The sequence below is a fragment of the Thioalkalivibrio nitratireducens DSM 14787 genome (assembly GCF_000321415.2).
GTDB lineage: Bacteria > Pseudomonadota > Gammaproteobacteria > Ectothiorhodospirales > Ectothiorhodospiraceae > Thioalkalivibrio > Thioalkalivibrio nitratireducens.
In genome coordinates, this window is record NC_019902.2 from 2702779 (window position 1) to 2724664 (window position 21886).

At 67.8% G+C, this 21886-nt stretch carries 23 protein-coding genes and 1 other RNA gene; 4 read left to right on the plus strand and 20 right to left on the minus strand.

What is annotated here, in order from left to right:
• Window positions 1-9: 9 nt before the first annotated feature.
• The 6 genes from TVNIR_RS12335 to rsmI all read right to left on the minus strand — a co-directional run bounded on the left by TVNIR_RS12335 (window position 10) and on the right by rsmI (window position 4905).
• Complete coding sequence (locus tag TVNIR_RS12335; protein WP_015259362.1) at window positions 10-1728, minus strand: peptidoglycan D,D-transpeptidase FtsI family protein; 1719 nt, start codon at window positions 1726-1728, stop codon at window positions 10-12.
• Window positions 1716-2000 (minus strand): cell division protein FtsL, encoded by a 285-nt coding sequence (gene ftsL, locus TVNIR_RS12340; protein ID WP_015259363.1) that lies wholly within the window; start codon window positions 1998-2000, stop codon window positions 1716-1718. Before ftsL ends, TVNIR_RS12335 begins: the two co-directional genes overlap by 13 nt.
• Window positions 1997-2929: a 16S rRNA (cytosine(1402)-N(4))-methyltransferase RsmH gene (gene rsmH / locus TVNIR_RS12345; protein ID WP_015259364.1), complete on the minus strand. Its 933-nt coding sequence runs from the start codon at window positions 2927-2929 to the stop codon at window positions 1997-1999. Before rsmH ends, ftsL begins: the two co-directional genes overlap by 4 nt.
• 5 nt (window positions 2930-2934) lie before the next feature.
• Window positions 2935-3384 (minus strand): division/cell wall cluster transcriptional repressor MraZ, encoded by a 450-nt coding sequence (gene mraZ, locus TVNIR_RS12350; protein ID WP_015259365.1) that lies wholly within the window; start codon window positions 3382-3384, stop codon window positions 2935-2937.
• Window positions 3385-3657: 273 nt separating this feature from the next.
• An RNA gene (rnpB, locus tag TVNIR_RS18335) (RNase P RNA component class A) lies at window positions 3658-4013 on the minus strand.
• A 61-nt stretch (window positions 4014-4074) separates the two neighbouring features.
• Window positions 4075-4905 carry a 16S rRNA (cytidine(1402)-2'-O)-methyltransferase gene (gene rsmI / locus TVNIR_RS12355; RefSeq protein ID WP_015259366.1) on the minus strand — a complete coding sequence of 277 codons (831 nt, stop codon included), beginning with the start codon at window positions 4903-4905 and terminating at the stop codon, window positions 4075-4077.
• Between the two features lie 78 nt (window positions 4906-4983).
• Here rsmI and TVNIR_RS12360 point away from each other — a divergent pair, with 78 nt between their 5' ends.
• From TVNIR_RS12360 to TVNIR_RS12370, 3 genes are read left to right on the plus strand one after another with little or no spacing between them, the layout of a single operon-like run.
• A complete protein-coding gene (locus TVNIR_RS12360; protein ID WP_169794302.1) occupies window positions 4984-6900 on the plus strand; it encodes a penicillin-binding protein activator in 1917 nt (638 codons plus the stop codon).
• Window positions 6900-7256 carry a YraN family protein gene (locus tag TVNIR_RS12365; protein ID WP_015259368.1) on the plus strand — a complete coding sequence of 119 codons (357 nt, stop codon included), beginning with the start codon at window positions 6900-6902 and terminating at the stop codon, window positions 7254-7256. The genes TVNIR_RS12360 and TVNIR_RS12365 overlap by 1 nt, the downstream gene beginning before the upstream one ends.
• Window positions 7253-8638: an FAD-binding oxidoreductase gene (locus tag TVNIR_RS12370; protein ID WP_015259369.1), complete on the plus strand. Its 1386-nt coding sequence runs from the start codon at window positions 7253-7255 to the stop codon at window positions 8636-8638. The genes TVNIR_RS12365 and TVNIR_RS12370 overlap by 4 nt, the downstream gene beginning before the upstream one ends.
• Here TVNIR_RS12370 and TVNIR_RS12375 read toward each other — a convergent pair.
• From TVNIR_RS12375 to TVNIR_RS12400, 6 genes are all read right to left on the minus strand, one after another.
• The gene (locus tag TVNIR_RS12375) at window positions 8631-9059 is read right to left on the minus strand and encodes a ClpXP protease specificity-enhancing factor (RefSeq protein ID WP_015259370.1); all 429 of its coding nucleotides are present in this window, start codon (window positions 9057-9059) and stop codon (window positions 8631-8633) included. The genes TVNIR_RS12370 and TVNIR_RS12375 overlap by 8 nt on opposite strands.
• Window positions 9056-9682 carry a glutathione S-transferase N-terminal domain-containing protein gene (locus TVNIR_RS12380; protein WP_015259371.1) on the minus strand — a complete coding sequence of 209 codons (627 nt, stop codon included), beginning with the start codon at window positions 9680-9682 and terminating at the stop codon, window positions 9056-9058. The genes TVNIR_RS12375 and TVNIR_RS12380 overlap by 4 nt, the downstream gene beginning before the upstream one ends.
• A gap of 89 nt (window positions 9683-9771) precedes the next feature.
• Window positions 9772-10512, minus strand: a complete 741-nt coding sequence (locus tag TVNIR_RS12385) for a cytochrome c1 (RefSeq protein WP_015259372.1) — start codon at window positions 10510-10512, stop codon at window positions 9772-9774.
• A complete protein-coding gene (locus TVNIR_RS12390) occupies window positions 10512-11921 on the minus strand; it encodes a cytochrome b (RefSeq protein WP_015259373.1) in 1410 nt (469 codons plus the stop codon). Before TVNIR_RS12390 ends, TVNIR_RS12385 begins: the two co-directional genes overlap by 1 nt.
• Complete coding sequence (gene petA / locus TVNIR_RS12395) at window positions 11921-12523, minus strand: ubiquinol-cytochrome c reductase iron-sulfur subunit (RefSeq protein WP_015259374.1); 603 nt, start codon at window positions 12521-12523, stop codon at window positions 11921-11923. The genes TVNIR_RS12390 and petA overlap by 1 nt, the downstream gene beginning before the upstream one ends.
• A 264-nt stretch (window positions 12524-12787) precedes the next feature.
• Window positions 12788-13546 carry a Nif3-like dinuclear metal center hexameric protein gene (locus TVNIR_RS12400; protein WP_015259375.1) on the minus strand — a complete coding sequence of 253 codons (759 nt, stop codon included), beginning with the start codon at window positions 13544-13546 and terminating at the stop codon, window positions 12788-12790.
• 77 nt (window positions 13547-13623) lie between these two features.
• Here TVNIR_RS12400 and TVNIR_RS12405 point away from each other — a divergent pair, with 77 nt between their 5' ends.
• Window positions 13624-14745, plus strand: coding sequence for a S1C family serine protease (locus tag TVNIR_RS12405; protein WP_015259376.1), 1122 nt, complete (start codon window positions 13624-13626; stop codon window positions 14743-14745).
• A 36-nt stretch (window positions 14746-14781) separates the two neighbouring features.
• On the opposite strand, the gene hisC is transcribed toward TVNIR_RS12405, so the two are convergent.
• From hisC to mlaD, 8 genes are all read right to left on the minus strand, one after another.
• On the minus strand, window positions 14782-15867 hold the full coding sequence (gene hisC / locus TVNIR_RS12410; protein ID WP_015259377.1) for a histidinol-phosphate transaminase: 1086 nt from the start codon (window positions 15865-15867) through the stop codon (window positions 14782-14784).
• A 30-nt stretch (window positions 15868-15897) separates the two neighbouring features.
• Window positions 15898-17199 carry a histidinol dehydrogenase gene (hisD, locus tag TVNIR_RS12415; RefSeq protein WP_015259378.1) on the minus strand — a complete coding sequence of 434 codons (1302 nt, stop codon included), beginning with the start codon at window positions 17197-17199 and terminating at the stop codon, window positions 15898-15900.
• Between the two features lie 78 nt (window positions 17200-17277).
• Window positions 17278-18336, minus strand: coding sequence for a 3-deoxy-7-phosphoheptulonate synthase (locus tag TVNIR_RS12420; protein ID WP_015259379.1), 1059 nt, complete (start codon window positions 18334-18336; stop codon window positions 17278-17280).
• Between the two features lie 13 nt (window positions 18337-18349).
• Window positions 18350-18994 (minus strand): ATP phosphoribosyltransferase, encoded by a 645-nt coding sequence (gene hisG, locus TVNIR_RS12425; protein ID WP_015259380.1) that lies wholly within the window; start codon window positions 18992-18994, stop codon window positions 18350-18352.
• Window position 18995: 1 nt separating this feature from the next.
• Window positions 18996-20255, minus strand: a complete 1260-nt coding sequence (gene murA / locus TVNIR_RS12430) for a UDP-N-acetylglucosamine 1-carboxyvinyltransferase (RefSeq protein ID WP_015259381.1) — start codon at window positions 20253-20255, stop codon at window positions 18996-18998.
• A 121-nt stretch (window positions 20256-20376) separates the two neighbouring features.
• A complete protein-coding gene (locus TVNIR_RS12435) occupies window positions 20377-20685 on the minus strand; it encodes an STAS domain-containing protein (RefSeq protein WP_043739699.1) in 309 nt (102 codons plus the stop codon).
• On the minus strand, window positions 20678-21346 hold the full coding sequence (locus TVNIR_RS12440; protein WP_015259383.1) for an MlaC/ttg2D family ABC transporter substrate-binding protein: 669 nt from the start codon (window positions 21344-21346) through the stop codon (window positions 20678-20680). The genes TVNIR_RS12435 and TVNIR_RS12440 overlap by 8 nt, the downstream gene beginning before the upstream one ends.
• 80 nt (window positions 21347-21426) lie before the next feature.
• Entirely contained in the window at window positions 21427-21885 is a 459-nt protein-coding gene (gene mlaD / locus TVNIR_RS12445; RefSeq protein WP_043739701.1) for an outer membrane lipid asymmetry maintenance protein MlaD, read from the minus strand.
• Between the last annotated feature and the right edge of the window lies 1 nt (window position 21886).

Sequence of the window (21886 nt, forward strand, 5' to 3'; positions counted from 1 at the left end):
GGTGCGCATTCACGACCGCGGCCCCCCGCGCTCGAGAGCCATCCGCAGCGGCGGTTCGGACAGGTTGTCCGGGGCCACGTGGAACAGGCGCAGTGCCGCCTCGACCACCCGCGCAAAGACCGGGGCCGCCACCGCGCCCCCGTAATAGACGCCGGCGTCGGGTTCGTCGACGACCACGGCCATCACGAAACGCGGATCCGACACCGGCGCCAGGCCCACGAACGCCGAGACATACGTATCGGCGGAGTAGCCGCCGGCGACGGCCTTGCGGCTGGTGCCGGTCTTCCCGGCCACCCGGTAGCCGGGAATCGCGGCCTGGCGCGCAGTGCCCTCGCTCCCGGTCACGCGTTCCATCATCGCCAACACCGCGCGGGCAGTGTCGGCGCGCATCACGCGCTCCGGCTGGCGCAGGTCCCCGGCGGTCTCGACCAGCCGCAGCGGCACCCGGTCGCCATCGTTCGCGAACGCGGTGTACGCGGCCACAAGGTGCATCGGAGTCACCGAGAGCCCGTAGCCATACCCGAGCGTCGCGACTTCCACCCGGCGCCAGGTCGGGTAGTCCCGTAGCAGCCCGGTGACCTCGCCGGGCAGTCCCGTGCCCAGCGACTGGCCGAACCCTGCCTGGTGCAGCATCCGCCAGAAGTCACCAGGCGGCGTTTCCAGGGCGAGCCGGGTCGAACCCACGTTGGAAGAGCGCGAGATCAGCGTCGCCAGGTCGATGCGCCCGAAGTTGCGGATGTCGCGCACCGTGTGCCGCCCGACCCGCATCGTACCGGGGGTCGTGTCCAGCACCACGTCGGGGCTCACGGTCCCCGTCTCCAGGGCCGCGGCCACGGTGAACGGCTTGATCACCGACCCCGGTTCGAAGCTGTCGGTCGCGGCCCGGTTGCGGGTCTGGCTCAGGTCCATCTGCGAGCGGTTGTTGGGATTGAACCCTGGCTGGTTGACCAGCGCGAGAATGTCGCCGGAGCGGGCATCGACCAGCACCGCCGAGCCGCCACGCGCGTTGTGGGCCTGCACCGCCGCCTTGAGTTCCCGGTAGGCGAGATACTGCAGGCGCTGGTCGATCGTCAGGCGCAGATCCTTACCATCCCGGGCCGGACGGATACTCGCCACGTCCCGGATGCTCCGTCCATGGCGGTCCCTGAGCACCCGCTTGGCGCCGGGCTGCCCCGACAGCCAGCCGTCGAAGGCCAGTTCCATCCCCTCCTGTCCTTCCTCGTCGATGTTGGTGAAACCGACGATGTGCGCGACGGTTTCACCGTGCGGGTAGTAGCGCCGGAACTCGCGCATCAGCGCGACCCCCGGGAGCTGCAGAGCAGCGACCTGGTGCGCCTGTTCCGGTGGGAGGTGGCGCCGGAGATAGATGAACTCCCGGTCGGCCCGGGACTCCACGCGGTTGCGCAGCGCCGCCGGGTCGAGGCCGAGCACGCGTGCCAGCTCCGGCAGCCGTTCCGCGTCGGCCCACAATTCGCCCGGGTGCGCCCAGGCAGTCTCCACTGGGCCGGAGATCGCGAGCGGCTCGCCGTGACGGTCGGTGATCAGCCCGCGGTGCGCCGGCTCCACCACGGTACGGACCTGCCGGGCCTCGCCCTGACCCTGGAGAAAGTCGCGATTGAGCACCTGGAGATCCAGCGCACGCAGCACCAGGACCGCGACGACGACCAGCAGGCCCGCCGCCACGACCTTCAACCGCAGGTGGCTGACCTGCCGCTTCAGCGCGCCCACGAGACTTCCCCGACATAGACGATGTGTTCCGCACCCGGCTTGATCATACCCAGGCGTTCCCGCGCCGCGGTCTCGATCCGTGCCTGGGTGGCCCAGGTGGCCTGCTCCAGCTGCAGCTGGGTCCATTCCAGGTTCAGCGCGTCGCGCTCGGACAGCGCCGCCTGATGCTCGATGAACACTTGACGCGCCTCGTGCCGGGCGACCACGACCCCGACCGCCGATGCAAACACCAGCGCGGCCAGCACGATCTGCAGGATCAGTACCCGGCTCATGGCTGGTACTCGGCGATGCGCAGCACGGCCGACCGGGCCCGGGGATTCCGCCGACACTCGTCGGCGTCCGCGCGCAGCGCCTTGCCGATGATCCGGAACGGCGCAGGACGGGGTTCTGCGGCCACCGGGAGGCCGCGCGGAAGGCGGGGCCGGTCCGAACGCCCCTGGAAAGCTCTTTTGACCAGGCGATCCTCCAGGGAATGGAAACTGATCACGACCAGCCGGGCACTCGCCCTCAGTATCCCGGGGACGGTTTCCAGCCAGGTTCGCAGTTCGGCGAGCTCATCGTTCACGTGAATCCGCAGCGCCTGGAAAGTCCGCGTAGCCGGATGCCGGCCCGGTTCGACCCGCGGCACCGCACGCCGCACCAGTTCGGCGAGCTGCCGGGTGCGCGTCAGCGGCTCGACCTGCCGGGCCGCGACGATCGCACGGGCGATGCGCCGGGAGAAGCGTTCCTCGCCGTAGCGGTAGATCACGTCGGCGATCGCCTGTTCCGGCGCCCGATTCAGCCATTCCGACGCGGGAATTCCTGCACCGGGATCCATGCGCATGTCCAGCGGGCCGTCCTGCTGGAAGCTGAAGCCCCGCTCCGGCGCACCGAGCTGCGGCGATGAGACCCCGAGGTCCAGCAGCACGCCATCGACCCGGCCGTCCCCGGGCCAGTGTTGCCGGACCCGATCAGCCATGCTCGAAAAACACCCCTGACGGAACGCGAAGCGCGGATCCTGCTCCAGAGCGGCCGCCGCCTGCGCGGCCGCCGGATCGCGGTCCATCGCCAGCAGCCGCCCCTGCGGGTCGAGCGCGTCGAGGATGGCACGGCTGTGGCCGCCACGGCCGAAAGTGCCGTCCACGTACCGGCCCGCCGGACGAATCGCGAGGCCCCGTACCGCCGGTGCGAGCAGTACGGGCGTATGCAGCGAAGTCTCCATGGTGGCTACAGAGCGATGGATTCGAGCGCGTCACTGAGTGAGCCATCCGCATCCTCCCCGAACCAGAGTTCGCGATTGCGGGACCAGGTGTCCTCATCCCAGATTTCGAACTTGCTCCCCTGACCGACCAGCATCACCCGCTTCTCCAGTCCGGCGAACTCGCGCAGCGGCGGCGGGACCAGCAGGCGGCCCTGGCCATCGAGCTCGCATTCGGTAGCGTGTCCGACCAGCAGCCGCTGCAGGCGCCGGACCTGCGGGTTCATGTTCGGCCGGGACATCAGGGTCTGTTCGATGCGCTCCCAGTCGGGCGCCGGGTACAGCAGCAGGCACCCGTCCCGGTCTACGGTGACCACCATCCGGCCCTGACACCGCTCCACCAGCGCCTCGCGATAGCGCGCCGGGACCGCGATGCGCCCCTTGGCGTCCAGACTGAGTTGGCTGAGCCCTCGGAACATGTTGTGCCTCGACGGGGCCCCACTGATCCCCACCACGCCCCACTTCGAAACACTATAGGTACGCGAATCCGCGGGAGTCAAGGAAAAAATCGACCACCGACGAAAGAATAAGCGTTGATTCACAAATACTTACATGCACTCGCTTACACCAGGGCAGAGCCCTGGAAAAGCCATGAAAAGCGGGATGTTGGACGGGTTAGTTAAGAGAACACTTGAAATAATGGCGCCAGCATCCCGCGTCGCCGAAGGCGGCGCGGGCGCGCCGTGGAGAAAAGTGGGAGCCGGCCTGTAAGCCGGGTTCTGTCGAGGGCTGTCATTCCTCTGCGACGCCTGTCGCCAGGCGCCTCCAGCAGCCTACCCGGGTGCAGTGCGGGCCACACCATCGCACCCCTATTTGGCCTTGCTCCGGACGGGGTTTACCCTGCCACGCACTGTTGCCAGGCGCGCGGTGCGCTCTTGCCGCACCATTTCACCCTTACCTGTGAACCGGACGGAACCGGCCCCATCGGCGGTATCTTTTCTGTGGCACTTTCCGTCGGCTTGCGCCGCCCAGGGATTACCTGGCGTCCTGCCCTGCGGAGCCCGGACTTTCCTCCACGCCTGCGCGCAGCGACAGCCCGGCCGACTCCCGTAGCATCTTGTACGCTCATGCATCCCCCGGCGCAAGTCTGCCCGCCCCCGGCGCCGGCATCAGCGCTGCCGGGCCAACGCACGGGAATAGAGGCGGTTGCGGGGAACACCGGTCAGCTGCACCGCCAGTTTCACGGCCTGCTTCAGCGGAAGCGCCGCCAGCAGCACGTCGAGCACCCGCTCCTCCTCGGCGGTGACGCCGCCACCGGGCTCGCCCCCCTCCGCCGATTCCTGCGCCCCGGCGATCAGCAGCACGAATTCGCCACGGCCCCGGTTCGGGTCCGCGCCGAGCCATTCCGGGAGCGTCGCGGCGAAACCGAAGTAATGTTGCTCGAACTGCTTGGTGATCTCCCGGGCCAGCACTACCTCGCGTTCCGGCGCCAGATCCGCCAGATCCCCCGCGCTCGCCCGGATACGGTGCGCAGACTCGAAACAGCAGACCGTGACCGGCAGGGTCAGAAGCTTCTCGAGACGCTGCCGACGCGCCGACACCGACGCGGGCAGAAACCCCTCGAACCAGAACCGGTCGGAAGGCAGCCCGGCGACCGACAACGCGGCCATCACCGCGCTCGGCCCGGGGACCGGGAACACCGGCAGCCCCCCCTCGCGGACGGCCCGTACCAGCCGATAGCCGGGATCCGAGACCAGCGGCGTGCCGGCATCCGAGACCAGTGCGAGGTGCGCGCCCTGGCGCAGGCGCTCCAGCAGCTGCGGAACCCGCGCGGCCTCGTTGTGCTCGTGCAGGCTGAGCAGCGGCTTCGACAGCCCGAGATAGGCCAGCAGGCGCCCGCTGTGGCGGGTATCTTCCGCCACGACCAGGTCGGCCTCCCCCAGGATCCGCCGTGCCCGCGGGCTCAGATCCTCGAGGTTTCCGATCGGCGTCGCGACCACCCAGAGCGTCCCGGGCCGCGTTGACAGCGTCTGATGGTCTTTCAATACTGGCCTCCTACCCCTGCACACGAATCCCCCGTGACTCTAACGCACACGACCGTACCCGCGCGCGGAACCGCTGCCCGACACCTCCTCGCGCTTCTGTTCCTAGCCGCCCTGCTCTCGGCCTGCGCGGTTCCCCCGCCGCCCGCCCCGTCCACTCCGGCCGTCCCGCCGCCTGCCGAGATCGAAGTAACCCCGCTGGAGAGGGCCCGGACCCTGCTGATCGAAGCGGAGGCCACTCCTTCGGCGGACGCGTCGCGCCGGGCGATTGATGCCGTGCTGGCACTGGACGGCCCCGATGGCGGCCTGCTGCTGCGGGCAGAGCGGCTCTGGAGCCGGTTGCCGGAAGCAGGGAGCGCTCATCTCGCGGACCGCTACCGGGGGGCGCGGCTGGCCTGGGTGCAGAACGCTCCTGGAACCGCGCTCGAACGCCTGCCGCCGGTGGACGGCGATCCGGATTCGGTACTGCATTTCGACGCCCTTGCCCTCCATGCCGAGTTGTTGACCACAACCGGCACCTGGAACGGCGCACTGCGGGCCCGCATCGCGCTGGATCCGCGTCTGCTGGAGGATCCCGCGCGGCAGCAAGAGAATCAGCAATTCATCTGGAATCTGCTGGCCACCGTCGAGACGATCCAGCGAGCGCAACTGCGCGGCCGGGATGCAAGCGAAGCCGAGCGCGGCTGGGCCGAGTTGTTCGCAGCGCTGCGAACGGCGGGTGCCGATCCGCAGGCTTTCGATCGCGCGGCTGACGAGTGGGGACAGGCGCATCCGGGCCACAACGCGCGTATTCTTCTGCCGGATCTGCGCGAGGCCACGCTCAGACTCGATGCCCCGCCGCGCCGCATCGCGGTATTGCTGCCGCTGTCCGGCTCGCTTGCCGAGCTCGGCAACGCCGTGCTCGACGGCATCAGCGCACGCCTTACCCGGGACCATGGATACGGGGTCCCGCTGCGGGTGTTCGACACCGAAGGCGAACCGGCTCTGGCCGAGGCACACTACCGCAACGCGATCGGTGAGGGCGTCGACCGCATCATCGGCCCCCTCACCCGGGAAGCAGTGGACCGGGTAGCGGCAATCGGAGCGGGACCACCGACGCTCCTGCTGAACCAGCCCGTGCAGCCCCTGCCCGAGTCGTTCTCGGTGCTGTCACTCGCGCCCGAAGACGACGCCCGGGCGGCAGCGGCAGAGGCCCGCGCCACCGGCTGGCACAACGCCCTGGTGCTGGTACCCGAGGGGACGTTCGGGGAGCGCGTCGCGGATGCATTCCGCGAGACCTTCGAGTCCAGCGATGGCCGCGTGGCCACCGAGTACCGGTTCCAGGCGCGCGCCGCGGACCTGAACGCACAGATCGGTGCGATGCTCGGGGTCGATGAGTCCGAGGCGCGCATCGGTCGCCTGGGACGACAGCTCGGGCTGCGCCTGCAGGGCGATCCGCAGATTCGCGCCGATGTCGACGGGATCTTCATCGCCGGACCCGCGCGCGACCTGCGCATGGTCGTGCCGCACCTGCATTATCACCGCGCACACCGGCTGCCGATGCTGGCCACCTCGCATGCTTACGAGGGGCGGCCGCAACCGATGCTCGATGAAGACTTGAGCGGGTTGCGCTTCCCCGACGCGCCCTGGATGTTTCCCGAACTGAACCCCGAGCCGGGACTCCGGCAGCAGCTCGAGGCCAAGGTCGAGTTCGAGGCCGACGGCGAGTCCGAGAGCGACTCCGCTGCGGCACGGCTGCCGCGCTTCGCCGCGCTGGGAATCGATGCCGGCGGACTCATCACCGAACTCGGCCGCTATCGGCGCGCTCCCCAGCTCGAGGCCCGGGGCGCGGCCGGCAACTGGGCCTGGCAGCCGCTGACGCGCAGCTGGGTACGCGAACCCGGCTGGTTCGAGTTCCGCAATGGCACGCCGGTGCCGGTGCACGCCGCACCGGGACCGGCGAACGACGACTGATGGTACTCCCGGCGTTACGCGGGCAGGCTGCGGAGCGCGAGGCCGAGCGCTTCCTCGAACGCCAGGGTCTGGGCATCGTCGCGCGCAACTACCGCAGGCCGTTCGGCGAGATCGACCTGATCGCGCGGGAAGGCGGGGTGCTGGTATTCGTCGAGGTACGCAAGCGCAGTCACCGCGGCTTCGCCGACGGCGCCGAGAGCATCGATCGGCGCAAATGCCAGCGCCTGCGGCGGACCGCCGCGGCGTACCTGCAACAGACCCGCTGGCAGGGGCCGGTGCGGTTCGACGTGCTGGTGCTCGATGCGGGCAACCGGATCGAGTGGCTGCAGGATGCGATCCAGGAGGAATCCTGGTGACCCCGCTACAGCGCGAACTCGAACGGATGCTGCCGGCAGAGGATCGGCTGCTCGACCCGGCCGACTGCTGGGCCTACGGCGCCGACAACTCACGCCTGCATGCCCCGCCGGACGCGGTCGCTTTCGCCCGCGACCCGCAGGGCATCGTCGAACTGGTGCGGCTGTGCCGGCGGCTGCGCGCACCGCTGATCATGCGGGGGCGCGGGACGGGAACCACCGGCGCCGTCGTTCCGCTGCAGGGCGGACTGGTGCTGTCGACGGAGCGGATGAACCGGATCGTCGAGGTCGACCCGGACAATCGCTGGCTGGTGGCCGAACCCGGCGCCACCAACGCCGAGGTCCAGGCGGCTGCGGGCCGGCACGGTTTCTTCTGGCCGCCCGACCCGACCAGCAGCGCCTATTGCACGGTCGGCGGCAATCTGGCCTACAACTCGGCCGGGCCTCGCGCGGTCAAGTACGGGACCCCGCGGGAGAACACGCTGGGGCTCGCCGCGGTCGCCGGCACCGGCGCTGCGCTGCGCACCGGCGTGTACACGACCAAGGGGGTGGTCGGATACGACCTGACCCGGCTCTTGATCGGCTCCGAAGGAACGCTGGCCGTGATCACCGAGGCCAGCCTGCGGCTGACGCCGCTGCCCGAGACCCGGCGCCTGCTCCAGGCCGTGTACCGGGACATGCATGCGGCGGCGGCGGCGGTGGCGCGGATCATGGCGCAGCCGGTCACCCCCTGTGCGTTGGAGTTCATGGACGCGGCGGCGATCGACATGATCCGCGGCTATGCCGACAGCGAGCTTCCCGAACACGCCGGCGCATTGTTGATGATCGAGGTCGACGGCGCGGCCAGCCAGATCGGATTTGCCGCAGAAGCAGTCGCCACCGCGGCACGCGGCGACGGCTGCCTGGGGATCGAGGTCGCGACCAGCGACGCCGACGCAGACCGCCTCTGGCGCACCCGCAAGGCGCTGTCGCCGGCACTGCGCAACATCGCGCCAAAGAAGATCAACGAAGACGTGGTGGTTCCGGTGTCCCGGATCCCCGCACTGATCGACGGCCTCGGCGAACTGGGCCGCCGGCACGGAATCCGGATCGTCAACTTCGGTCACGCGGGCAACGGCAACATCCATGTGAACCTGCTGGTGGATCCCGATGATCCGGTGCAGATGCAGGCCGCCGAGCAGTGCCTGGACGAGGTCTTCGGCCTGGTGCTGCGCCTGCGCGGCACGCTGTCGGGAGAACACGGCGTGGGGCTGGTCAAACGCGAATTCATCCGCCGGGAACTGGATCCCGAGGCGCTGGCGCTGATGCACGGCCTGCGCCGGGTCTTCGATCCCGACGGAATCATGAATCCAGGCAAGGGGCTGCCCGGACCCGACGCTACTTGACGACCTTCAGACTGGGCCCCTTCCTGGGCCGGGTCGGCCTGGACTTGGCGTCTGCGGTCTCTCCCGGCCCGGCGTCGTCGGCCGATTCGGATTCCGGCTGCAACTCGGACCCGGGCTCGTTGCCGAACATCATCCCCTGCCCGTTTTCGCGCGCAAAGATCGCGAGCACGGAACCCATCGGCAGGTACACCTGCATCGGCCGGCCCGCGAAACGCGCCGAGAAGGAAATGGCATCATTGTCCAGTTGCAGCGCCTGCACCGCCGCTGGCCCGATGTTCAGCGTGATCTTGCCGTCCTGTACGAACTGCTCCGGCACCGTCACGCCCGGACGGGTAGCGTCGACGAGCAGATGCGGGGTCATCGAATTGTCGACGATCCAGTCCAGCAGGGCGCGGACGAGATACGGACGCGAGGGGGTCATTCTCGGAGCTCCCGTTCGGCCTCCGTGAGGCTCATTCGAAACGATTCGCGCTGGCAGACCCGGTCCGCATAGACCTGGATCGCCTTCGGCAGGGTGTCGATCGCAATGCCGGCCCAGGGCAGGCGCCACATCACCGGCGCAATCGCCGCATCGACGATACTGAACTCGTCGCTGAGGAAATACGGCTTCAGTTCGAAGATCTCGGTCGCGTTCAGCAGACTCTCGCGCAGCATCTTCCGCGCCTTGGTGAGAGCCGCGCCGCTGGACTGCGCGATCAGGTCCATGCCCGCATACCAGTCGCGTTCCACCCGGTACAGCGCGAGCCGCGCCGCCGCCCGCGACACCGGGTCGACCGGCATCAGCGGCGGATGGGGAAAACGCTCGTCGAGATACTCGGTGATCACATGCGTGCCGTACAGCGCCAGATCCCGATCGACCAGGGTCGGCACCTCGTTGTAGGGATTCAGGTCGGAGAGATCCTCGGGCAGCTCGTCGGGAGCCAGATTGACCACGTCGACCGCGATGTCCTTCTCGGCGAGAATGATGCGGATGCGATGGCAGCGCACGCAGTTGTGCGCCGAAAAAAGGGTCATCACGGAACGTCTGTTGGCGACCAGCGCCATGGCTTTCTCCCCGTCCCCCGCGGTGTGCGGGTCAATACGGCAAACTCCGGCGAATGGCAGGGCACGGTCTGCCCGCACACCGCCCTGTCCTAGTGTACGTCTTTCCAGTATTCCTTTTTCAACAGGTAGGCAAACCCAAGGAAAACCAGCAGGAACAGCATCACGTACATCCCGATGCGCTGGCGCTCGGCCTGCATCGGTTCGGCCAGGTAGGAGAGAAAGGTCACCAGGTCGCGTATTGCACGATCGTACTCCGGTCCGCTGAGCATCCCGGCCTCCACCACCTGCAGCCGAACATTCCCCTCACGGTCAACGTGCTTCTCCTGCCAGCCCTGCAGCTCCCACAGGGGATGTGGCATCCCGACGTTCTCGAACACCGCGTTGTTCACACCCAGCGGCCGCGACTCGTCCAGGTAGAAGCTGCGCAGGAAACTGTACAGCCAGTCTTGGCCCCGCACGCGGGCGACCAGTGTAAGGTCGGGCGTCGCGATGCCAAAGGCCTCTTCGCCATAGGCGGCGGTCATCGCATTGGTAATGAGCGACCCGGGCGCCACCAGTTCGCCCTCCTCGTCGGTGGTGAAGATCATCGACTGGATGAGCTGGTTCTCGGTCAGGCCGAGGTCGTCCCCCACGCGGCTGTAGCGCATGTACTGCGCCGAATGACATCCCACACAATAGTTGAAGAAGAGCTGGGCACCGCGCTGCAGCGAGGCTTGGTTGGTCACATCCACGTTCACGCGGTCCAGCGGGACGGCAGGACCCGCCGCCTGAAGGGACACGGGGCCCAGCGCCAGAACGGCCAGGGCAAGAATGGCGATCAGCGGTTTCATCAGGCGGTCACCCTTGCTGGAACGGGACGGTCTCGACCCATGTTGCGCGCGAAGGCGGGCACAACCATGGTGACGAACAGGTAGGCGGTGGGCAGCAGCCAGGCGGTCAACAACAGCTGGGCGTTGGCCGGGTCAAAACGCGTGTAGTCGTACAGCGAATAGAGCCCGACCAATACCACGAAGGACAGCAGGGTGAAGACTGCGGACCGCTCCCGGCTGTGGAACCACAGCAGCCAGAAGAAGAGGAAGTACATCACGCCGAAGCGCAGCGTCAGCTCACCGTACAGCGTGGTCACCTGCTGCAGCCCCAGATAGCCGAGAACCACGAAGGTCACGACGAACACCGCGAGGTTCAGCTTGTGCGCAAAGGAGCGGTAGCGGATGGACTTGACCGGGTTCCGGTCGATCCAGGGCACGAAGAACAGGATCGTCACCGCAGCCCCCATCGCAACCACGCCCAGGAACGGGTCCGGCACCGCACGCAGGATCGAATAGAACGAGGTGAAGTACCAAACCGGCGGGATCAGGTCCGGAGTGACCAGCGGGTCGGCCGGAATCATGTTCGCGGGCTTCAGGAACAGGCCGCCCATCTCCGGCGCGAAGAACACCACCGCGAAAAACGCGATGAAAAATACGCCGACACCGACCAAATCCTTCACGGTGTAGTAGGGATGGAACGGGATCCCGTCGCGGGGAATTCCGTTTTCGTCCTTGTTCGCCTTGATCTCGACGCCGTCGGGGTTGTTGGAGCCCACCTCGTGCAGCGCGATCACGTGCGCGACGATCAACAGCAGCAGCACCAGCGGCAGTGCGATCACGTGCAGCGCGAAGAAGCGGGTCAGGGTCGCATCGGAGAGCAGGAAATCGCCGCGGATCCAGGTCACCAGGTCGGGGCCGATGTAGGGGATGGTCGCGAACAGGTTCACGATCACCTGTGCTCCCCAGTACGACATCTGGCCCCAGGGCAGCAGGTAGCCGGCGAAGGCTTCGGCCATCAACACCACGTAGATCAGTACACCGAAGATCCAGATCAGTTCGCGCGGCTTCTTGTAGGATCCGTAGAGCAGCGCGCGGAACATATGCAAGTAGACCACGACGAAGAAGAACGACGCGCCGGTGGAATGCATGTACCGGATCAGCCAGCCCCATTCTACGTCGCGCATGATGTACTCGACCGACGCGAAGGCCAGTTCGGCATCGGGCTTGAAGAACATCGTCAGGAAAATGCCGGTCACGATCTGGATCACCAGCACCAGCAGGGCAAGCGAACCGAAGTAGTACCAGAAGTTGAAATTCTTCGGCGCGTAATAGCGCGCGAGGTGGTCATTCCAGAGCTGGGACAGCGGAAAACGGGCATCCACCCAGCCCAGCAGCCCTCCCTGGATCTTGTCAGCCGTATTGCCAGCCATTATGCAGTGCCTCCTTCGGCGTGCTCACCCACGAGGATCACGTCGTCGCTGAGGTAACGGTGCGGAGGCACCTCCAGGTTCAATGCAGCCGGCATGTTGCGGTACACGCGGCCCGCCATGTCGAAACGGGAGCCGTGGCAGCCGCAGAACCAGCCGCCCGGCCAGTCGCTACCGAGCTCCGCCGCGCCGATTTCCGGACGAAACGCGGGCGAGCAGCCCAGGTGCGTGCACAGCCCGATCAGAACCAGGATCTCCGGCTTGATCGAGCGGTACGTGTTCTGGGCATACTCGGGTTGCTGGGCCGCCACCTCGGAATCGGGGTCGCGCAGCCGGCCATGGATCTCCGGCAGCAATTCGAGCATCTCCGGGGTGCGCCGGACCACCCAGACGGGCCGACCACGCCAGGCCACACTGATGCGCTGCCCCGGCTCGATCTGCGTGACGTTCACCTCCACCGGCGCGCCGGCGGCCTGAGCCCGCGCGCTCGGCTGCAAGGAGGCTACGAAGGGCACGGCCAGTGCCGCTACCCCCGCACCGCCGACCACCGTGGTCGCCGCCACCAGAAACCGGCGCCGCCTTCGGTCCACGCCTTGGTCTGCCATCTTGCTATCTCCAGCTGAGGTTTCGGATGCGTTGGCGATGCCCGCATCGCCATTTTCCGGGGCCACCCGGAATCGGCTGCACAGGGGATCGCGGGCCCGTTCGGGGCCGATAAAATCCGATAGAATTCACTAACACGCTAATGGGGTCAAGCGGGGTAGTGGCCAGACGCACATCGGCCCGACCGGACGAAAAGTTCGCGCGCGAACCGGCATCAAGCCCCAACGCATTGCTTCAAAAAGAGTTTACGAAATCCGCTGCAGGCGCTAAGCGGGATTCGGAAGGTCAACGAAACGGTGCTCCACACCGAAGCGCTCGGCGCACCAGTCGCCGAGCGCCCGCGGCCCGTAACGCTCGGTCGCGTGGTGCCCGGCGGCGATATAGTGGATGCCCAGTTCGCGGGCCTCGTGCGTGGTCTGCTCGGAGATCTCGCCGCTGACATACGCGTCGGCCCCGGCTGCGGCCGCGTCGACCAGCAGCGACTGTGCCGCGCCGGTGCACCAGGCCACGCGCCCCACCGGGTCGGCCCCGCTGTCGATCCACAGCGGCGTGCGCCCGAGCGCGGACTCGATCCGGGCCGCGAACTCGCGGGCCGGGATCGGCTCGGGCAGGCGCCCCACCAGGCCGACGCCGTCCGCACGCAGCACGTCTTCGGTTTCGAGCCCGAGACGCAGCGCCAGCTGCGCGTTGTTCCCGAGCCGCGGGTGCGCATCCAACGGCAGATGATAGGCCACCAGGTTGATCTCATGGCGCAGCAGGGTCTGCAGGCGACGGCGCTTCATTCCGGTGACCGGCTGGGGTTCGCCCCGCCAGAAGTAGCCGTGGTGCACCAGCAAGAGGTCCGCCTCGAGCGCTACCGCGGCCTCGATCAGCGCCAGCGAGGCCGTGACGCCGCTGACGATCCGCCGGATCTCCGACCGCCCCTCGACCTGGAGTCCGTTCGGGCAGTAATCCTGGAAACGCTGCGACTCCAGTTCCGTGTCCAGCGCCCGCAAGAGGGCATCGCGATCGGCACAGTCGGGCATCCTGGAACCCTCCGGAATTCGCGGGTCGAGCCCATCGGCACGCCCAAGGGTTGAATCGGCAATGGTATAGTCATGCAATGGTGAATCTTTCGCGTTTCCTCGTGCAAGCGGCGCTGGCCGGCGTCGCGGTGGCCGTGATCGTGGCCGTGTTCTTCCCCGGCCTGCTGGACCCGGACCGGAATGGCCCCGCAGCCGTGCTTCAGGTACCCGGTGTGCCGGCCCACGGACCCGTATCCTACGCGACCGGCGTCGCGCGGGCCGCACCGGCGGTCGTCAACATCATGACCTCGCGGACGGTCGAGTTCCCGGGTCCGCTGACGGGCGACCTCGGTCCGCGCGAACACCCGTTCGAGGGACATCCGGAGGGCCGCGAACAGGCAAGCCTCGGCTCGGGCGTGATCGTGAGCCCGACGGGGCACATCCTGACCAACCATCACGTCATCGAGAAGGCGGAGGCCATTGCAGTCGTACTGGCCGACGGCTCCGCCCACCCCGCCGAGATCATCGGCATCGACCCGGACACGGACCTCGCGGTGCTGCGCATCGCGGCCGGCGAGCTGACTGCCGCCAGCATCGGCCGCTCCAACGACCTCGCGGTAGGCGACGTGGTGCTCGCGATCGGCAACCCCTTCGGCGTCGGCCAGACCGTAACCCAGGGAATCGTCAGCGCGACCGGACGCACCGAACTCGGCATCAACCTGTTCGAGGACTTCATCCAGACCGACGCCGCTATCAATCCTGGCAACTCCGGGGGAGCCCTGATCAATGCCACCGGGGAATTGATCGGTATCAGCACCGCGATCTTCACCCGCTCCGGGGGATCGCACGGGATCGGCTTCGCGATCCCGGTGGATCTGGCGCTCGACGTGATGAACGAGATCATCGAGAAAGGTTACGTGGCGCGCGGCTGGCTGGGCATCGAGGTCCAGGCCCTCGACCGGGCTCTGGCGGAATCCTTTGGGCTCAGCAACACCCGCGGCGTGCTGATCGCGGGCATCCTGAGCCAGGGACCTGCGGCCCGCGCCGGGCTGCGTCCCGGAGACGTGATCGTGCGTCTGGACGGCCAGCAGGTGCTGACCACGCGGGAGGCGCTGAACATCATCGCCCGCAAGCGCCCGGGCGACAGCCTTGAGATCGAGGCCCGGCGGGACGGTGAAGCCCTGCACCTCGAAGCGACCGTCGACCAGCGCCCGGTCTGAGCTCCGCCACCCCAAGCGGTGGCCGATCCGAATCCACTAGTCCACGCTGTCCAGCGCCTGCTCAAGCGCGAACAGGAAACCGCGGTTCTGCTCCGGAGTGCCGACCGTGACCCGCAGGTGATCGCAAAGCACGCCGCCCGCGGCACCGACGTCCCTGATCAGGATGCCGGATGCACGCAGCGCGTCGAAGACCGGCCGGCCCCGACCCGCCCCGACCTGGAACAGAATGAAATTGGCGTCGCTCGGGATCACGCGGAGCACCCCTGGCAGCGCCTCCAGCGCGCGCGTTAGCACGGCGCGCTGTTCCCTCAGGATGCGTGCCTGCCCGTCGAGCACCGATCCGTGCGCCAGCGCAAACAACGCGGAGCGCTGGGTCAGGGAATTGATGTTGTACGGCAGCCGCAGGCGATCCAGCGCGTCGATCCACTCTGCTGCTGCCGCCAGATAGCCCAGCCGCAACCCGGCCAGCCCCAGCTTGGACAGCGTGCGCATCACCATCAGCCCCTTCGGCACACCCGCTCGGGGCAGGAAGGTATGGCTAGCGAAGGGTGCATAGGCCTCGTCGATCACGGTCACTCCGGGATTCGCGAGTACCACGGCCTCGACCAGGCCCGGATCGTACTGCCGACCCGTGGGGTTGTTCGGGCAGGCCAGGAAGACCAGTGCCGGCCGGTGTACCTCGACGGCGTTCAGCAGGGCCTGCCCGTCGAGGTCGAAATCGCCGGTCAGCGGCACACCGACGAAGGGCACCCCGGCCGCGCGCGCCAGTACCTCGTACATCACGAAGGTCGGCACCGGCGCCAGCACCGGCCGGCCGCTGCCCTGGACCGCCGCGATCAGTATCTGGATCAACTCGTCGGAACCGTTTCCGAGCAGGCAGCCCGCGGTATCCGGAACGCCGTGCGCGGCCCGGATCGCCGCCACGACCGCGCGGCCGCCGGCATCAGGGTAGCGGTTGAGCTCCACCCCGCGCAGTGCCTCGAGCCAGGCCACTTCGAGTTCGCCGGGCCAGGCATAGGGGTTCTCCATCGCATCCAGCTTGACCAGCCCGGTCGCGTCGGCAACGGCATAGGGCGGCTGCGCGAGCACCTCCGGCCGCATCAGGTCGGCGGGCAGCGTCATGCGGACCGCCGCCGGACGACCTGGCCGGGGCTACTCACCGCGCATCTCCGCAGAGCGCGCATGAGCCACCAGCCCTTCCCCGCGCGCCAGCACCGAGGCGGTACGCCCGAGCGCGGCCGCGCCCTCGGGCGAACAGGCGATGATGCTGGAGCGCTTCTGGAAGTCATAGACGCCCAGCGGCGACGAGAAGCGCGCGGTACGCGAAGTGGGCAGCACATGGTTGGGCCCGGCACAGTAGTCCCCCACCGCCTCGGAAGTATAACGGCCCATGAAGACGGCCCCCGCGTGCCGCAGGCCGGCGTCGAGCAGCGCCTGCGGGTCGGCTACCGACAGCTCCAGGTGCTCCGGGGCAATGTGGTTGGCGACGCGAACCGCCTCGTCCAGATCGCGCACGCGGATCAGCGCCCCGCGCCGGCCCAGGCTGGTGCGGATGATCTCCGCCCGGGGCATCGCCCGTAGCAGGCGCTCCATCGCCTCCGCCACCCGCTCCAGGAACGCGGAATCCGGCGAGACCAGGATCGCCTGCGCCTGCTCGTCGTGCTCCGCCTGCGAGAACAGATCGGCCGCGATCCAGTCCGGATCGGTCTGACCGTCGCAGACCACCAGGATCTCGGACGGCCCGGCGATCATGTCGATGCCGACGGTGCCGAAGACCTCGCGCTTGGCCGCCGCCACGTAGATATTGCCCGGACCAACGATCTTGTCGACCGCGGGGATCGTCGCGGTACCATGGGCCAGCGCCGCAACGGCCTGCGCACCGCCGATCGTGAACACCCGGTCGACGCCGGCCACCGCAGCGGCGGCCAGCACCAGCTCGTTCAGCTCGCCGGCCGGGGCGGGCACGACCATCACCAGGAGCCCGACGCCGGCGACCTTGGCGGGAATCGCGTTCATCAGCACCGACGACGGGTAGGCGGCCTTGCCCCCGGGCACGTACAGACCCACCGAGTCCAGCGGCGTCACGCGCTGGCCGAGCACGGTGCCGTCCGGATCCTCGATCTGCCAGTCCTGCATCCGCTGGCATTCGGCGTAGCGGCGGATGCGCCCCGCGGCAGTCTCCAACGCGTCGCGCTGCGCCGCCGGAAGGCCATCCAGCGCCGCCCGCAGGCGTGTTGCCGGAACCTCCAGTTCCGACGCCTGCGCCACCGACAGCCGGTCGAAGCGTGCGGTATAGCGCAGCAACGCCGCATCCCCCTCGCTGCGCACGGCCGCGAGGATCTCGTCGACGATCGCGCGCACGCCATGGTCGGCGACCGACTCCCAGGACAGAAGGCGGTCGAGTTCGCCCCAGAACGTGGTCTCACGGCTGTCCAGTCGCTGAATCTCAGGCATCGGTAATGGCTCCCCGGTGATGGCTACCTGGTAATGACTCCCTGCACGATTCGCCGCAGCACCCGGGCAGAACGCGGATCACCGGGCCTGCCGCCGCCGGCGCACGGCCTCGGCGAGCAGCTGCAGCGCGGCCCCGGAATCGTCCCAGCCCATGCACGCATCGGTAATGCTCTGACCATAGACCAGGGGCCTGCCGGGGACGATGTCCTGGCGGCCGGGCTTCAGGTGGCTTTCCAGCATCACGCCGATGATATGCGTGTTGCCGCCGCCCACCTGCTCGGCGAGCGACCGGGCCACGTCGATTTGCCGTGCCGGATCCTTGCGGCTGTTGGCATGGCTGCAATCCACCATCACCACCTCCGGTAGCTCCGCGGCCCGCAGCTGCTGGCACGCCTGCTCGATGCTTTCGGCATCATAGTTCGGCTGCCGCCCGCCGCGCAGGATGATATGGCAATCCTCGTTCCCCGCGGTGGAAAAGATCGCCGAGCGACCGGCCTTGGTCACCGACAGAAAATGGTGCGGACGCGAGGCCGAGCGGATCGCGTCGATCGCGACCTGCAGGCTGCCATCGGTCGAGTTCTTGAACCCGACCGGGCAGGAAAGCCCCGAGGCCAGTTCGCGGTGCACCTGGCTCTCGGTAGTGCGCGCGCCGATCGCACCCCAGGCCACCAGGTCGGCCACATACTGCGGGCTGATCAGGTCGAGGTATTCGGTGGCCGCCGGCATGCCCAGCACCGCGAGGTCGCGCAACAGGCCGCGGGCAACGCGCAGGCCCTTGTTGATGTGGAAACTGCCGTCGAGGTCGGGGTCGTTGATCAGTCCCTTCCACCCGACCGTGGTCCGCGGCTTCTCGAAGTAGACGCGCATCACCACTTCCAGCGCGTCGTTCAATTCGCCGCGAAGCCGAACCAGCCGGTCCGCGTAGTCCATCGCCGCATCGACGTCGTGGATCGAACAGGGCCCGACGATCACCAGCAGACGGTCGTCCTCGCGATGGAGGATCCGGTGGATTGCCTGGCGAGAAGCGAACACGGTCTCGGCCGCAGCCTCGGTCAGCGGAATCTCGTCGCGCACCACGTCCGGCGCGGAGACCTCCTGGATTCCCTTGATTCTCAGGTCATCGGTTTGATGCGTCATGTTTCCAGTCCGGCTAAGGCGCGGGCGCGACCGCCGGTCGCAGCGCCTTGATCAGTTGTTGAATGCGCGCGTGCTGCATCTTCATCGCCGCCTTGTTGACCACCAGCCGCGAACTGATGTGCGCGATCAGTTCCAGCGGCGCCAGCCCGTTGGCCTTCAGCGTGTTCCCGGTATCAACGAGGTCGACGATGTAGTCGGCCAGCCCGACCAGCGGCGCCAGTTCCATCGAGCCATAGAGCTTGATGATCTCGACCTGTCGCCCCTGCGCGGCGAAATACCGCTGCGCAATGTTCACGAACTTGGTCGCGATGCGCAGGCGCTCCTCGCCCGGCCGGTGTTCCGGCCGCCCCGCGAGCATCAGCCGGCAACGGGCGATCCCGAGGTCGAGCGGTTCGTAGAGACCCGCACCGCCATGCTCCATCAGCACGTCCTTGCCGGCGACGCCCAACGCCGCAGCGCCGTGCTGCACGTAGGTCGGCACATCGGTCGCACGCACCACCACGATATTCACGTCCGGCCGGCTCGTTTCGATGATCAGCTTGCGGGTCTTGGCCGGATCTTCCAGCGGCACCACCCCGGCACGCTCCAGCAGCGGCAGCGTCTCTTCCAGGATCCGCCCCTTCGACAGCGCAATGGTCAGGGCCTGGTTCGCGCTCATGTCAGGCGGGCTCCCGACGGATGGTGGCGCCGATCTGGCTCAGTTTCTCCTCGATGCATTCGTACCCTCGGTCGATGTGGTAGATCCGGTCCACCGCGGTTTCGCCCTCGGCGACCAGGCCGGCCAGGATCAGGCTGGCCGACGCGCGCAGGTCGGTCGCCATCACCGGTGCCCCGTGCAGGCTCTCGACGCCGGTCACGATCGCGGTGTTGCCCTCGATGCGGATGTCCGCGCCCATGCGCTGCAGCTCCTGGGCATGCATGAAGCGGTTCTCGAATACCGTCTCGATGACCGATCCGGTACCCGTGCCCACGGTGTTCAGCGTCATCATCTGCGCCTGCATGTCGGTCGGGAACGCAGGGAACGGCGCGGTGCGCAGGTTCACGCATTTCGGGCGGCGCCCGCGCATGTCCAGTTCGATCCAGTCTTCGCCGGTCTCGATCCGGGCACCGGCCTCGGCGAGTTTCAGCAGTACCGCGTCGAGCAGTTCCGGACGCGTATTCTTGGTCCGCACATGCCCGCGCGTGACCGCCGCGGCGACCAGGAAGGTACCGGTCTCGATCCGGTCCGGCATCACGTCGTACTCGCAGCCAGACAGGGTCTCGACCCCGGTCACGTGAATGGTGTCGGTGCCTGCGCCCTGGATCTTCGCACCCATGCGCATCAGGCAGTGTGCAAGGTCCACCACCTCCGGCTCGCGTGCGGCGTTCTCGATCAGGGTTTCGCCCTCGGCCAGGGTCGCCGCCATCAGCAGGTTCTCGGTACCGGTCACGGTGACCTGGTCGAATACGATCCGCGCCCCCTTCAGGCGCGCCGCACGGGCGTGAATGTAGCCGGCTTCAACCTCGATCTGCGCGCCCATCGCTTCCAGCCCCTTCAGGTGCAGATTGACCGGCCGGCTCCCGATCGCACAGCCGCCGGGCAGAGAGACCTCGGCCTCGCCGAACCTGGCCAGCAGCGGACCCAGCACCAGGATCGACGCGCGCATCGTCTTCACGAGGTCATAGGGCGCCACGCATCGGGTGAGCGTGGTCGGGTCCACCTCGATGCGCATGCGCTCGTTGACCGTCAGGGTCACGCCCATCCGGCCGAGCAGTTCCATCGTGGTGGTCACATCCTGAAGATGCGGCACGTTGCCGATCACCATCGGGCTGTCGGCGAGCAGGGTGGCGGCAAGAATCGGCAGGACCGCGTTCTTGGCGCCGGAGGTCCAGACCTGCCCTTCCAGCGGCCGCCCCCCGGTGACTATGAGTTTGTCCATTCGGAATCCGGGATTGGTGTCCGCCCCGCAGCACGGGTGCGGACGCGCACGAGAACGCGACATGATACCGAAAACGACTCACCAGCGCCGTCAAAACCGGCGTCGACGCGGAGGAATGCGTTCACACCGCGGGATCCGGACCCAGCAACTCCTCGAGACGGTAGAGTACCAGCAGTGGCCGCAGATCCTCCGGAACCGCCGTCCACACCAGCCGGGCGCCGGCCCGTTCGCGCTGGCGCCAGAACTCGACCAGCAATGCGATGCCGGCACTGTCGACCCGAGTCGCGCCGGACAGATCCAGCGCCGCCGACGGTGGCAGACGCGGCAGCAGTTCCTCGCCGCGGGCCATCAGCGCGGGCGCCGTGGCGAAAGTCAGCGGTCCGGAGAAACGCAGGGTCGCACCCTCCAGCACCAGGGAAGCGTCAGCCACCCGACGCGTCCCCGCCGGATGCCGCGTCGTCGATCGTTTCCTCGACCAGCGACCGGTCACCTGCCTCCAGACGTTCGATCAGGGCATCCAGGCCATCGCGGTTGATCTCGGTATTGAAATGGTTCCGGAAGTTGCCCACGAAACTCAGGCCCTCGGCCTCGACGTCGAACACGCGCCAATCGCCTTCCACCGGCCGCAGGCGATAATTGACGGTGATGTTCGGCTGTCCGCTGCCCACCACGATCTCGGTCGCGACCACGGCCATGCGTTCGTCCTCGCGCGAGCGGCGGGCAATCACGTTCACCTGGCGGTCGAGGTAATCGGCCAGGCGCACACCGTAGGCATTGAGCAGGGTATCCCGGAAAGCCTCGGTGAAACGGGTGCGCTGCGCGTCGGTGGCATCACGCCAATGGCGGGCCAGGATCAGGCGGGCCATGCCGTCGATGTCCACCAGCGGGATGATCTCCCGCTCGATGACTTCCAGCACGTATTCGGGTTCTGCCTTGGCCCGTGCCTCGTCCTCCCGCAATGTGTCCAACACGCGGTTGATCGCGCCGTCGACCAGCTCGATCGCGGTCGATCCCTGTGCCGGCAACGCAGCCAGGGTCAGCGTCAGCAGCAGGGTCGCCCCCGCCAGGATCCCGGATATCGGTCGTTTCATCGCTACCACCTCGTCGCTATGAATGTCGGGGACCGGCCTTCTGCAGGGCCGGCGCACACGCAGATGCCGCGCATCGGGGCTCAGTTGCCCGACACCTGGGTCAGCACCCGCCCGATCATCGTCTCCAGAACCAGGGCGGACTGGGTGAACAGCACCTCGTCGCCGTCGCCGAGCATCTCGAAATCACCGCCCGGTTCGAACGCCACGTACTGCTCGCCGAGCAGCCCGGCCGTGAAAATACTGGCCTGCGTGTCCGCCGGCAGGTAGTCGTGTCCCGACCGAACCGCCAGCGTCACCCGGGCCTGAAAGCGCTCGGGATCGTACTCGATCGACGCGACACGACCGATCCGGACACCGGAGACGGTCACCGGCGCACGCACCTTCAGCCCCCCGATGTGATCGAAATAGGCGATCACCTCGTAGGTGTCGCGATCCCGGTACTCGGCGATGTTGCTCACCTGGATCGCCAGGTAGAACAGTGCCGCGATGCCCAGCAACACGAACAGACCGACGGACACTTCCAGATAGCGCAGCTTCATC

Coding starts and splice junctions, on each gene's coding strand:
- ftsL (WP_015259363.1), bottom strand. CDS start 2,000: ATGAGCCGGGTACTGATCCTGCAGATCGTGCTGGCCGCGCTGGTGTTT.
- rsmH (WP_015259364.1), bottom strand. CDS start 2,929: ATGGAGACTTCGCTGCATACGCCCGTACTGCTCGCACCGGCGGTACGG.
- mraZ (WP_015259365.1), bottom strand. CDS start 3,384: ATGTTCCGAGGGCTCAGCCAACTCAGTCTGGACGCCAAGGGGCGCATC.
- TVNIR_RS12365 (WP_015259368.1), top strand. CDS start 6,900: ATGGTACTCCCGGCGTTACGCGGGCAGGCTGCGGAGCGCGAGGCCGAG.
- TVNIR_RS12375 (WP_015259370.1), bottom strand. CDS start 9,059: ATGACCCCCTCGCGTCCGTATCTCGTCCGCGCCCTGCTGGACTGGATC.
- TVNIR_RS12380 (WP_015259371.1), bottom strand. CDS start 9,682: ATGGCGCTGGTCGCCAACAGACGTTCCGTGATGACCCTTTTTTCGGCG.
- TVNIR_RS12385 (WP_015259372.1), bottom strand. CDS start 10,512: ATGAAACCGCTGATCGCCATTCTTGCCCTGGCCGTTCTGGCGCTGGGC.
- TVNIR_RS12390 (WP_015259373.1), bottom strand. CDS start 11,921: ATGGCTGGCAATACGGCTGACAAGATCCAGGGAGGGCTGCTGGGCTGG.
- petA (WP_015259374.1), bottom strand. CDS start 12,523: ATGGCAGACCAAGGCGTGGACCGAAGGCGGCGCCGGTTTCTGGTGGCG.
- TVNIR_RS12400 (WP_015259375.1), bottom strand. CDS start 13,546: ATGCCCGACTGTGCCGATCGCGATGCCCTCTTGCGGGCGCTGGACACG.
- TVNIR_RS12405 (WP_015259376.1), top strand. CDS start 13,624: ATGGTGAATCTTTCGCGTTTCCTCGTGCAAGCGGCGCTGGCCGGCGTC.
- hisC (WP_015259377.1), bottom strand. CDS start 15,867: ATGACGCTGCCCGCCGACCTGATGCGGCCGGAGGTGCTCGCGCAGCCG.
- hisD (WP_015259378.1), bottom strand. CDS start 17,199: ATGCCTGAGATTCAGCGACTGGACAGCCGTGAGACCACGTTCTGGGGC.
- TVNIR_RS12420 (WP_015259379.1), bottom strand. CDS start 18,336: ATGACGCATCAAACCGATGACCTGAGAATCAAGGGAATCCAGGAGGTC.
- hisG (WP_015259380.1), bottom strand. CDS start 18,994: ATGAGCGCGAACCAGGCCCTGACCATTGCGCTGTCGAAGGGGCGGATC.
- murA (WP_015259381.1), bottom strand. CDS start 20,255: ATGGACAAACTCATAGTCACCGGGGGGCGGCCGCTGGAAGGGCAGGTC.
- TVNIR_RS12440 (WP_015259383.1), bottom strand. CDS start 21,346: ATGAAACGACCGATATCCGGGATCCTGGCGGGGGCGACCCTGCTGCTG.
- mlaD (WP_043739701.1), bottom strand. CDS start 21,885: ATGAAGCTGCGCTATCTGGAAGTGTCCGTCGGTCTGTTCGTGTTGCTG.